Source organism: Chitinophaga niabensis (genome assembly GCF_900129465.1).
GTDB lineage: Bacteria > Bacteroidota > Bacteroidia > Chitinophagales > Chitinophagaceae > Chitinophaga > Chitinophaga niabensis.
This window is the reverse complement of the sequence record NZ_FSRA01000001.1, coordinates 2,427,339-2,439,888: the sequence shown is the minus strand read 5'-3', so window position 1 is coordinate 2,439,888 and position 12,550 is coordinate 2,427,339. Positions and strand designations below refer to the sequence as shown.

At 48.1% G+C, this 12,550-nt stretch carries 10 protein-coding genes; all 10 read left to right on the top strand.

Annotated elements, in window-relative coordinates; all coding sequences use genetic code 11:
* The 10 genes from nuoH to BUR42_RS09385 all read left to right on the top strand — a co-directional run bounded on the left by nuoH (nucleotide 1) and on the right by BUR42_RS09385 (nucleotide 12,548).
* Nucleotides 1-966, top strand: a complete 966-nt coding sequence (gene nuoH / locus BUR42_RS09430; RefSeq protein WP_074238988.1) for an NADH-quinone oxidoreductase subunit NuoH — start codon at nucleotides 1-3, stop codon at nucleotides 964-966.
* Between the two features lie 11 nt (nucleotides 967-977).
* On the top strand, nucleotides 978-1,493 hold the full coding sequence (gene nuoI, locus BUR42_RS09425) for an NADH-quinone oxidoreductase subunit NuoI (protein WP_074238987.1): 516 nt from the start codon (nucleotides 978-980) through the stop codon (nucleotides 1,491-1,493).
* Nucleotides 1,494-1,503: 10 nt separating this feature from the next.
* Entirely contained in the window at nucleotides 1,504-2,031 is a 528-nt protein-coding gene (gene nuoJ / locus BUR42_RS09420; RefSeq protein WP_074238986.1) for an NADH-quinone oxidoreductase subunit J, read from the top strand.
* Nucleotides 2,028-2,333 (top strand): NADH-quinone oxidoreductase subunit NuoK, encoded by a 306-nt coding sequence (nuoK, locus tag BUR42_RS09415; RefSeq protein ID WP_074238985.1) that lies wholly within the window; start codon nucleotides 2,028-2,030, stop codon nucleotides 2,331-2,333. The genes nuoJ and nuoK overlap by 4 nt, the downstream gene beginning before the upstream one ends.
* Nucleotides 2,334-2,351: 18 nt before the next feature.
* The gene (gene nuoL / locus BUR42_RS09410; RefSeq protein WP_074238984.1) at nucleotides 2,352-4,214 is read left to right on the top strand and encodes an NADH-quinone oxidoreductase subunit L; all 1,863 of its coding nucleotides are present in this window, start codon (nucleotides 2,352-2,354) and stop codon (nucleotides 4,212-4,214) included.
* 19 nt (nucleotides 4,215-4,233) lie between these two features.
* On the top strand, nucleotides 4,234-5,745 hold the full coding sequence (gene nuoM / locus BUR42_RS09405) for an NADH-quinone oxidoreductase subunit M (RefSeq protein ID WP_074238983.1): 1,512 nt from the start codon (nucleotides 4,234-4,236) through the stop codon (nucleotides 5,743-5,745).
* A gap of 7 nt (nucleotides 5,746-5,752) precedes the next feature.
* Entirely contained in the window at nucleotides 5,753-7,192 is a 1,440-nt protein-coding gene (locus tag BUR42_RS09400; protein WP_074238982.1) for an NADH-quinone oxidoreductase subunit N, read from the top strand.
* A 74-nt stretch (nucleotides 7,193-7,266) separates the two neighbouring features.
* Nucleotides 7,267-7,869 (top strand): RNA polymerase sigma factor, encoded by a 603-nt coding sequence (locus BUR42_RS09395; protein ID WP_074238981.1) that lies wholly within the window; start codon nucleotides 7,267-7,269, stop codon nucleotides 7,867-7,869.
* A gap of 41 nt (nucleotides 7,870-7,910) precedes the next feature.
* A complete protein-coding gene (locus BUR42_RS09390) occupies nucleotides 7,911-9,065 on the top strand; it encodes a FecR family protein (protein ID WP_074238980.1) in 1,155 nt (384 codons plus the stop codon).
* Nucleotides 9,066-9,200: 135 nt separating this feature from the next.
* The gene (locus tag BUR42_RS09385; protein ID WP_084185476.1) at nucleotides 9,201-12,548 is read left to right on the top strand and encodes a SusC/RagA family TonB-linked outer membrane protein; all 3,348 of its coding nucleotides are present in this window, start codon (nucleotides 9,201-9,203) and stop codon (nucleotides 12,546-12,548) included.
* The last annotated feature ends 2 nt before the right edge of the window (nucleotides 12,549-12,550 follow it).

Sequence of the window (12,550 nt, the reverse complement as noted above, 5' to 3'; positions counted from 1 at the left end):
ATGCAAGCAACTGCAATCAATTACTGGTGGGTCATAGGCGGGGTATTGTTTACATTACTCAATACCGCTGCAGGCCTGATATGGCTGGAACGCAGAATGCTGGCTTTGTGGCAGGACCGTTACGGGCCTAACCGTGCGGGGCCTTTCGGATTATTTATTGTGCTGGCGGACACACTGAAGCTGTTCTTTAAAGAAGACTGGATACCACCGTTTGCAGATAAGGTAGTGTTTGTATTTGCACCGGCTATTGTAGTGGCCAGCGTGCTGATGAGCTTTACAGTGATCCCTTTTGCGCCCAATATATTAGTGGCAGATTTTAATATCGGTTTGCTGTTCTTCCTGGCCATGTCTTCATTGGGAGTGTACAGCATTGTGTTGGGGGGATGGGCCTCCAACAACAAATATGCACTGCTGGGTGCTATGCGCGGCGCTTCGCAGATGATCAGTTATGAAGTGTTCATGGGGCTGGCGCTGATGGGAGTGGTATTGCTGAGTGGCAGTTTTAACCTGCGGGAGATCGTGGAGGCACAGAAAGGTATGTGGAATATCGTTCCGCAGTTCCTGGGATTTGTGATCTTCCTGATAGCAGGTGTGGCAGAAACACACCGCCTGCCCTTTGATATACCGGAAGCGGAAAGTGAACTGGTGGCAGGTTTTCACGCGGAATATTCCGGTATGAAGTTCGGTATGTTCTTCATCGGGGAATACCTGGGTGTAACACTCGTTTCTGCCATGGTGGTGGCCCTGTACTTCGGTGGTTGGATGGGGCCGGCTTTTCTGCCCGGCGTAGTATGGTTCATCCTTAAAACATTTGTTTTTATTTCCCTGTTCATCCTCATGCGTGCGGCCATGCCGCGGCCAAGGTATGATCAGTTAATGGAGTACGGCTGGAAAGTATTGTTTCCGCTATCGCTCCTCAACCTGCTCGTAACAGCAGCTATTATACTTATTATGAAGGAAGCTTAAAATTAATTACCATGTTCAGTCTGATCAGAAGCATGTGGCTGGTTTTTCTACATATGTTCCATAAAAGGGAAACCTATCAATACCCGGAAGAAAAAGCTCCATTGCCGGCACGCTGGCGGGGCCGCATAGCTCTTACACGCGATCCGGATGGTGGTGAACGCTGCGTGGGTTGTTATCTCTGCGCAGCTGCCTGCCCGGTGGATTGCATTTCGCTGCAGGCTACAGAAGACCCTGATGGCAGAAGGTATCCTGCCTTCTTCCGCATCAATTTTTCCCGTTGCATCTTCTGCGGTTTCTGTGAGGAAGCATGCCCTACCTATGCTATTCAGCTGTTGCCTGATTTTGAGATGGCGGAATATAACCGGCAGAACCTGGTATATGAAAAGGAACACCTGCTCATCAACAGCCAGGGCAAATATCCCGGATATAATTATTACAAAGTAGCAGGTATGGCTATCGGCGGTAAAGATAAAGGGGAAGCCGCAAAAGAAGAACCGCCGGTAGACGTTAAAAGCTTATTACCATAAAACGTATCAGATGGGAGCAGCATTCTATATCGCAGGCACAATAGCAGTATTATCCACCCTGATGGTGATCACCCGGTATAACATCATGCATGCCTTGTTGTACCTCGTGGTATCCTTCTTAAGTGTGGCAGTGATCTTCTATTTGTATGGCGCTCCTTTTATGGCTGCGCTGGAAGTGATCGTTTATGCAGGTGCTATCATGGTACTCATTATATTTTTTGTAATGATGCTGAACCTTGGCCCGCAAACGGCAGGGGACGAACAATTATGGCTAACGCCGCGGATCTGGATAGGGCCATCCATCCTTTGCCTGGTATTACTGGCAGAGCTGGGGTACCTCATTGTACAGCAATCTTCGGTGGCAGATGATATTGTGGTGGTAGACCCGAAAACAGTGGGCAAAAGTTTGTTCGGTCCCTACATTCTGGCGGTGGAGTTGGCGGGCATGTTGCTGATGGCCGGGATCGTAGGGGCCTATCATTTAGGCCGGCAAAGAAAAAAGATCACTCACAGGTTCCTTGAAAGAACATCATCATGATCACCTCCACTACAGCAGGGTTGATCCTTGCAGGCGTTTTATTTGTACTGGGCCTTATCAGCATGCTGATAAGGCGCAATATCATCTTTATGCTGATCTCCGTTGAGATCATGCTGAATGCTGCAGGGCTGGCCTTCATTGTTGCTGCTGCACGCTGGGGGCAGCCGGACGGGCAGATCATGTTCATGTTCATCCTGGCCATGGCAGCAGCAGAAGTATCTGTTGGCCTGGCCCTGATCTTACAGTTATATCACCAGTTAAAAACATTGGATAGTGACGAAGCCAGTAAAATGAGAGGATAATCAATATAAAAGTATTTTATGCAATGGATCTACCTGATACCGGCACTCCCTTTCCTGGGTGCATTGATCCTGATCCTCTTCTCAGGAAGGATCGGTAAAATGGGCGTATCGCTGATCGGATGCGGCAGTATAGGTCTGGCTGCATTGATCACCTGTATAGCAGGCGTGCAGTTCATTTCCGGAAATGTGCAAAGCTTTGTGCTGCCTTTGTGGAACTGGATGCAGATAGGAGATTTTCATGCAGGCATCACTTTGAACCTCGATCCTTTATCCCTTGCCTTCACTTTTGTGATCACCTTTGTAGGGTTTCTCATTCATGTATATTCCACCGGTTATATGGCAGACGATCCGGATTTCTCCCGCTTCTTTGCCTGTATGAACCTCTTTGTTGGCGCTATGCTCATGCTGGTGCTGGCAGATAATCTTTTGCTCCTGTATTTTGGATGGGAAGGTGTGGGCCTTTGCAGTTACCTCCTGATCGGGTTCTGGTATAAAGACCCTGCCAATGGCGCCGCTGCCCGCAAAGCCTTTATTGTAACAAGGGTAGGAGATACCGCAATGGCCATTGCATTATTCATGCTGGTACAACATACCGGCAGTTTGCAGCTCAGCACTGTATTAGCTAAAGCTTCCGTACTCTGGACGACAGGTGACAGCACTGTAGTGATCATCGCATTTTTATTGCTGGGCGGCGCAGTGGGTAAATCGGCGCAGCTGCCTTTGCAAACCTGGTTGCCGGATGCCATGGCAGGCCCAACACCTGTAAGTGCATTGATCCATGCCGCAACGATGGTAACTGCCGGCGTATACCTGATAGCCCGCACCAATGTATTGTTCACATTGTCTCCGGCAGCACAGGCCACTGTTGCCATCATAGGCGCGGTTACCTTATTGCTGGCAGGATGCAGTGCGTTTGTGCAGACAGATATCAAAAGAGTGCTGGCTTATTCCACCATCAGCCAGATAGGATACATGTTCCTCGCATTAGGTGTAGGCGCATGGTCTGCCGCTATCTTCCATTTCATTACACACGCTTTCTTCAAAGCTTTGCTCTTTATGAGCGCAGGCGCTATCATTGTTGCATTGCACCATGAGCAGGATATGTTTAAGATGGGCGGGCTGCGTAAAACATTGCGGGGTGTGTTCATTGTATTCCTCATTGGTTCCGCTTCACTGGCAGCATTGCCCTTTGTAACGGCAGGCTTCTACAGCAAAGACCAGATAGTATGGCTGGCATGGACCTCCGCACAGGGGCACGAAGCTTACTGGCTGGCTGCGCTCATCGGCGCTTTCATTACCGCGATGTATACTTTCAGGATGGTTTTCCTTGTGTTCTATGGAACGGAGAAAACACATGTACATCACCACCCCGGTAATAATATGATGATCCCGCTATACATCCTGGCGGCATTATCAACACTGGCAGGTTTTATTGAACTACCTCATACACTGGGACATCTTACGCTGCTCAGCGATTTCCTGGCACCTGTATTGCCCGCTGCAGCGGTACATCATGGCAGCACTGCACTGGAGTGGGTCTCCCAGGGCATTGCTGCCTTATTATCTTTCGGAGGTATTTACCTGGTATGGCGCATTTTACCTGTACCCTTCCCGGATGGATTGAAACAGTTCTGGAAGAACGGCTGGGGATTTGATGCCGCCTACAACGGGGTATTTGTAAAGCCCTTTGTATACCTCGCCCGCATCAACCGCAGGGATATCATCGATAAGCTATATACCGGCCTGGCCACGATCACCCGTTCTTTCCACCGCATGATGTCCGCCACACAAAGTGGTATCCTGCGCTGGTACATCATGGGGATTGTGATGGGCGCAGTAGTGATATTGAGTGTGATCATCTGGAGACAATATGCAGTTTGAACCATAAACCCGATAACGCATGATCCTGTTCCTTTTCATACTTATTCCAATTGCCGGTGGGCTCCTGGCCTGGATAACCGCAGCATGGAACAAAGCCCTGCCCCGCTGGATAGCGTTACTGGTGATGCTCTTTGAACTGGCACTGGCAGCAACGTTGTGGTGGCAGCTGGATGATGTTACCCGCTGGAGCAGTGATCAGTGGATAGATACCTTTCAACGCCCCTGGATGCCCCGTTTTGGTATCAGTTTTTCATTAGCCATGGATGGTTTAAGCCTGCTGATGCTGGTACTTACTTTTTTCCTGGGTACTTTATCCGTACTGGTATCATGGAATGAGATAAAGGAGCGCAGTGGTTTCTTCCACTTTAATCTCTTGTTTGTACTCGGTGGTATTACCGGCGTATTCCTCACCATGGACCTCTTCCTTTTCTATTTCTTCTGGGAAGTGATGCTGATCCCCATGTACTTCCTGATAGGGATCTGGGGCCATGCCAACCGTACCTATGCCGCGTTTAAATTCTTCATCTTCACACAGGCCGGCGGTTTGCTGATGTTACTCGCCATCCTGGGATTATATTTTGTACATGCGCATAGTACAGGCGTATTTACCTTCTCCTATTTTGAACTGCTGGATACACCTATGGAACAGCATGCAGGCCGCTGGCTGATGCTGGGCTTTCTCATAGCTTTCATTGTTAAGCTGCCTGCTTTTCCGTTCCATACCTGGTTACCCGATGCACATACAGAAGCACCAACTGCGGGTTCTGTGATACTGGCAGGGCTATTGCTGAAAACCGGGGCATATGGTATCCTCCGTTTTGTGATCCCTTTATTTCCGGAAGCAAGTCACTTTTTTGCACCGTGGATCATGCTGCTGGGTGCCATTGGTATCCTCTATGGTGGTAAGCTTGCATACGCGCAAACAGATCTCAAACGGCTGGTAGCATATACCAGTGTAAGCCATATGGGTTTTGTATTGCTGGGGGCTTTTGCATTCAATGCACTGGCCTGGCAGGGAGTGGTCATGCAGATGATCACACATGGGATCAGTACCGGTGCATTATTTATGATTGCGGGTTCTTTATATGAAAGACTGCATACACGCGAGTTGGGAAAGATGGGTGGCTTATGGCCTGCAATACCCAGGATGGGCGTAGTGTCCATGGTGTTTGTGATGGCATCTCTTGGCTTGCCGGGATTGGGGAATTTCATCGCAGAGTTCCTGATACTGGCAGGCAGCTGGCAGGCGCAGCCTTTGCTTACCATCGCTGCCACCATTGGTTTGGTAGTAGCTACAATTTATTCATTGCGGATCATGCAGAAGATCTTTTTTGGTACATCACAGCGCGAATACAAACTGCCTGACCTGTCTCTCCGCGAAAGCCTGATGATGGCGCCCTTAGTGATTGTGATCATCTGGCTGGGTTTATATCCGCAACCTGTGATCAATGCAGTGAAGCCAACGATCCCGGCGGTTGTGCAGGCGCCACCTCCGCAAACGGTACCTATTGCTATCCATCCAACTAAATAAAACAGGTATGTCAACATCAGATCTTTTAAGTTTAATGCCTTTGGTGATCATCAGCGGATCGGCGGTGATAGCCATGTTGCTGGTAGCCATTAAAAGGAATCACCGCATCATGCATGCTTTTTCTGTGTTGGCATTTATGGCGGCCTTATTATCCCTGTTTGTACAACCCTATGCCGTTCCTTACATCATCGCTCCCTTGTTTGTGGTGGACGCATTTGCCCTGTTTAATACAGGTCTGATATTGTTAGCGGGATTGAGTGTGTTATTCCTTTCATTTAAATATTTTGAACAAAGGGAAGAAAGGAAAGAAGAATACTACATCCTGTTACTGCTCGCCACAGTAGGAGGAATGGTATTGGTGATCAGCCAGCATTTCATTTCCTTGTTCCTTGGCCTGGAAACCATGAGCATCAGCCTGTATGGCCTGATCGCTTACCTGCGCGCACGTGAGCGTTCAGACGAAGCAGGGATCAAATACCTTTTATTAGCTGCACTTTCTTCTGCCTTCCTTTTATTCGGAATGGCACTGGTATATGCTTTTACCGGTACCATGGAATTTGAAGGTATAGGTGCTTATCTTAAACAGGCCGGAACGGTACCGGTAACGGTAGTAGCTGGCTTTGGCCTGATGGTGATAGGTGTTGGGTTTAAACTCGGCATCGTGCCTTTTCATATGTGGACGCCGGATATCTATGAAGGAGCCCCTTTGCCTGTGGCGGCCTACATCGCCACTGTTTCAAAAGGCAGCATGCTGGTATTGCTCATGCGTTTCTACAGGGATATTGATGGATATGAATATACCATCCTCTGGTGGGTATTTGCTATTATAGCCATGGCCAGTATGTTTGTCGGCAACTGGCTGGCCTTGTTACAGCAGAATGTAAAACGCCTGCTGGCTTATTCTTCCATCGCACACATGGGGTATATCCTCATCGCTTTCCTGGCAGGGCAACTGGCAGGGCAGGAGGCCGTGATCTTTTACCTGGTGGCTTATGTGATCACCAGCATTGGCGCATTTGGGGTATTGGCCATCCTCTCCGATAAAATAAGGGATGCAGAATTGCTGGATGATTTTTCCGGTCTTTTTTGGCGCCATCCCTGGCTGGCCACTGTGTTTACAGGTATGTTGTTATCCCTTGCGGGCATTCCCCTTACCGCCGGGTTTATTGGTAAGTTCTATATTATCGCAGCGGGGGTGGATGCCGGTTTATGGCTGTTGCTGATCTTACTGATCGTCAACAGTGTCATAGGATTGTTCTATTACATCCGCATTATTGCCGTAATGTTCCAGCCCCTTACAGATAACACACCCACACTTACCCGGCAGGCTTTACCTTTCTTTGGTGTGTTTGCGTTAAGTGCTTTAATGGGATTGTTAATCTGGCTGGGTGTATATCCTTCCGCCCTGATCTCCCTGATCAGGGAGATGATGTTAACGATGGGCTAGGGGATTCAGAACTTTTTGTACATAATATGAAATTATTATTAACTTCATTTTGCAATCAGGTTAATTTTAATTCCATGTTGTCCGGTCCCGCTAACAGTGAGCACATTAATGAAAGTTCCCTTCTGAAAAAGGCTTCAGCAGGGGACAGGATTGCATTTTCCACCCTGTATACGTATTACTTCCCCCGTCTTTACCGTTTTGTTTTTTTCATTAACCAGTCCCGTGAGGATACGGAAGAGATCATACAGGACGTGTTCCTGAAAATATGGGATAAGAAAGAATCGCTGCCCCGTATCCGTTCTTTTGAAGACTATCTCTTCCGGATGGCAAAGAACAAACTGTTTGACCTGGCAAAAAAGAACAAGGCAAAAGTACAGATGATCCACCGCCTGATGCCCTTGCAAATGCAGGCCGGTAGCGATGCTACGGATGAAGTGACCTTTAAGGAGTATCACCGGGTGGCCATGGAAGCCATCACCCATTTACCCGAACGTAAACGCACCGTTTTCCTGATGAGTGTGGAGGAAGATATGTCGCTCGACGAAATTGCCTCCGAACTGAAAATATCCCGTTCTGCCGTTAAAAAACATCTCTATGCTGCTGTCCGTACCATTAAAGAGCATCTGCGCCTGCATGCGGAATGGACAGTTGGGATGATCATTTTACTTTTATTTTGAGGAAAGGGTATCCTTTTTTATGGTTCAGCAGTCTTTATGTTATGAATCGGGAAGAAGTTATATCCTTAATGGAAAAATATGCCGCCGGCAGCTTGTCTGCTGAGGAAGAGCAGCACTTCCGGAGCTGGATGGAACAGGTAAGCCCTGCGGAATTCCAGTCCCTGCTGAACGAGGCCTCTCATATCCCGGCTGCTTTTAAAGCCTGGCAATCTCCCTCCCCTGAATTTATCCAACGGTTAGAACAGCGGTTGGATGAACGTTCCGGTAAAACAAAGATCTTCACGCTTACCCGTATGGTGGCCGCCGCCTCTGTTATAGTGCTGGCGGTGATCGCAGCCGTTTTTTATTATAACCGGGAACCGCAGGCACGTACGCTTGCACAGCAGGAGCAGCAACCGGATGTTCACCCCGGTGGTAACAGGGCCACATTGCAGTTAGGAGATGGTACCGTGATAGCGCTGGATAGCGCTAATGAAGGAGAACTAACCCGCCAGGGCAATACCCGTATCATCAAGCTGGCTAATGGCCAGCTGGCCTACCAGGGAGGAGATGAACATGCAGTCCCCGTTTTCAATACCATCACCACACCTAATGGCGGTCAATACCAGATAGAATTACCGGATGGCTCTAAAGCCTGGCTGAACGCGGCCTCGTCTTTACGTTTCCCCAGTTACTTTGCAGGCGGGGAGCGGGTGGTGGAACTGGAAGGAGAAGGCTATTTTGAAATAGCAGCCAATGCTGCCCAACCTTTCCGTGTAAAGATCAGGGAAGGTGTAGTGGAGGTACTGGGTACCAGTTTCAATATCAATGCTTATGCTGATGAAAGTGCGGCCAGAACAACCTTGCTGCAGGGGGCCGTTAAAGTGCATAAAGGAACAGCAGCAATGTTGCTGAAACCAGGCCAGCAGGCAGTGATGAGCAATGGTACAATCACAAGATTACCGAACGCAGATACAGAACAGGCGATCGCCTGGAAGAACGGTTTCTTTCAATTTGATGGGATCGGCCTTCCGGAGCTGATGCGCCAGATCTCCCGCTGGTACAACCTGGAAGTGAAATTTGAAGGAAAGATACCAGAGCGTGAATTTGCCGGTAAGATCTCCCGGGACGTGAATTTGCAGGATGTGTTGAAAGCCCTTCAGATCAATGGCGTGAATTTTAAAAGAACAGGAAATATACTCGTAGTAACACCTTAAACCAAAATCAGAGAAGGTACAGACTGCTTAAAATGAAACCAGGAGTGCAGCAACACTCCCGGTGAATTCGTTCAGGCTGGCTCTTAAAAGCGCGTTAAACCACATTTATTCACCAAACCTAAACTGTACAAAAGTATGAAACTACTTGCGTATGGCAAAGCCGTACCACGTTATCGGCATTTGCCGGCTAAATTGTTGCTGGTTATGAAATTAACAGCCTTTCTAATGCTCATTGCAGCGCTGCATGTAAGCGCTGCCGGTTTTGCCCAGAAGATCACGCTTTCCCGCAAGAATGCGCCGCTTGGTAAGATCTTTTCAGACATACAGGCAAAGAGTGGCCTTTCTATTTTATATGACAGCAAGCTGATCAGGAGCGCCGGGAACAGGGACATTGATGTAAAGGACGCCAGCCTGGAAGAGGTGCTGGACAAATGCCTGGAAGGACTGTCCTTATCCTATGTGATCATGGACAAAATGATCGTGATCCGGACAAAAACATTACCTGCTATACCTGTTCAGCCACCACAAACAGTCAGCGGTGCAATAACAGATGAGAAAGGATTACCGGTGATCGGTGCTACCGTTTACCTGAAAGAATTAAAGCGGGGAACGCTCACGGATGTACAGGGAAAATTCTCCCTGCCAAATGTTCCCCCCGGCAAGTACACGCTGAATGTTACATCCATTGGATTTGAAGCCCGGGAAGAAACTGTTACGGTAACCGATCAGATGGTTACCGTACAGCTCTCCCTTAAAACCAGTATCAATAACCTGAAGGAGCTGATCGTAGTGACCGCTCTGGGGATCAGGAAGGCCGCCAAGTCTGTTACCTATAATGTACAGACCATTTCCGGCAGTGAGGTGAACAACGTAAAAGATCCCAGCCTGGTGAACAGCCTCACCGGTAAAATAGCCGGTATGACGGTGAATACAAGTTCTTCTGGTCCCGGTGGTGCCACCAAGGTGGTCATGAGAGGGAATAAATCTATTTACGGTAATAACAATGCGCTGTATGTGGTAGATGGTATTCCTTTACCTGATCTCTTTACACAAAAAACAACCTCCACCGATGGCTTTTCCGTACCGGGCGGCAGCGATGGTATCGCGAACATCAACCCGGATGATATTGAAAGCATTACTGCTTTAACCGGTGCATCTGCAGCAGCTTTGTATGGCAGCCAGGCAGCAAATGGTGTGATACTGCTCACCACCAAAAAAGGAAAGGCAGGTAAGACCATCATCAATTATTCCCTCAACGCCAACTTCAGCAGGCCATTACTGTTACCGGAATTTCAGCAGACCTATGGTGCAGATCCTGCTCCCGCTTTCCAGAGCTGGGGCGCCAAACAAGCTGCCAATGCGGATACAAAGGATTTCTTCCAGACAGGGCAGAGCTATACACATGCCCTCAATGTATCCACCGGCACAGAGCGCAATCAAACCTACTTTTCTGCTGCGGCAGTGAATGCTACAGGCATCATTCCACACAATACCTTCGACCGTTATAACTTCAGCATCAGGAATACCAGCACATTACTGGATGATAAACTGAGCCTGGATGTGAATGCACAATATATCAGCCAGCAGCAGGATAATATACCTGTGCAGGGGCAGTACTATAACGCATTGGTAGGCGTTTATCTTTTCCCCCGCTCACACAACTTCGGTAGTTTTAAGAACTTTGAACAATATGATCCCAACCGGAACTTTGCAGTGCAGAACTGGCCTTACGGCGATTTAGGTATGATGTTGCAAAACCCCTACTGGGTTGTGAACAGGAATACCAATATGCTGAAACGGGACAGGCTGATTGCTTCCGTAGCAGCAAAATACACGATCAGCCCATCTTTGAGCCTCACCGGCCGTGTGAAGCAGGACAGGGTGAACGATCAGTGGAATGCAAAGAACTACGCATCTACCGTAGCATTCCTGGGTGGCGTGAACGGCAAGTATGATAACTCAAAATCTTTTGGAAGGCAATCTTATGCAGACCTGATCTTAACCTGGAACAGGAAGATGAACGACTTTGCGCTGAATGTAAACGCAGGGGCAAGCATACAGGATGTGCAGGATAATACAACAGGATGGAGCAACGGATATTTATCCCAGTTTGCCAACATGTTCACTTTTGCGAATGTGGATTTCACCCGCTTTACACCTTATGACCGCAACGACCGGATGCAGACACAGGCCGTGTTTGCCACTGCGCAGCTGGGGTACAGGGAGATGTTGTACCTGGAAGCATCTGCAAGGAATGAATGGTCTTCTGCTTTATCCTTCACGCAAAGCAAATCTTATTTTTATCCCTCTGTAGGGCTCACAGGTATCATCAGTGAAATGGCGCAATTGCCGCAGGCGATCACTTTCGCAAAGGTAAGAGCAGCCTATAGCGAAGTGGCCAATGCCATTCCGCTTTACATTTCTATGCCTACTATTCCAATCCCTAACGGCGGTGCTATACAGGCTATTCATGCCAAACCTTTCCAGGAAATGAAACCGGAAAGAACAAGCTCTTTTGAAGCGGGCATAGATCTTCGTTTCTTTAATGATCAGTTCAGTGTCAGCGCCACTTATTATAACACCCATACCAAGAACCAGTTCTTCAAGGTAGAGGTATCGCCATCTGTTGGTTATAATGCATACTACATCAATGCCGGTAATATACAGAACCAGGGCATTGAAGCAAACGTTGGTTACAATGGCAGAATCGGGAATGTAAACTGGACCCCTGCGCTCACTTTTGCACTCAACCGCAACAAGGTGGTGGAGATGCTGGATTACACAGATCCCTTCACCGGGCAGCGCAGAACGCAGGATGAGTTTATCGTATCCGATTTTGCAGGCTATCGTTTGATCGTAAAGAAAGGTGGTTCTTATGGTGATATCTATGCAAAGGATGTGAAACGGGATGATAAAGGTGCCATTGTGCTGAATGATAAAGGGCTTCCGGAAGTAGGGGATTTTATCAAGGTAGGTAATGCCAATCCCCGTTATCTGCTGGGATGGAACAACGGGCTTACTTATGGCCGCTTCAATCTGAACTTCCTGGTAGATGCAAGGCTGGGTGGAGAAGTAGTATCTTCCACGGAAGCGATCATGGATAATTTTGGCGTATCCAAACGTACAGAAGAAGCCAGGAATAATGGTGGTGTGATGGTGAACGGAACAAAGGTGGATGCAAAAGGATATTATCAGAACCTTACCGGCGCAACGTCTTCCGCACTGGCATTGTATACTTACAGCGCTACGAATGTAAGACTGAGGGAACTATCCCTGGGTTACACCATTCCTGCAGCCGCACTCAATAATAAATTACAGAAGATACAATTATCCCTTGTAGCAAGGAATCTTTGGCTGATCTATAAAAAGGCACCTTACGATCCGGAGATCACGGCATTTACCACTAACCAGTTCCAGGGTTATGATTATTTCGGTATGCCCAGTCTGAGGAACATAGGCCTAAACTTAAAAGTCACCTTTTAATT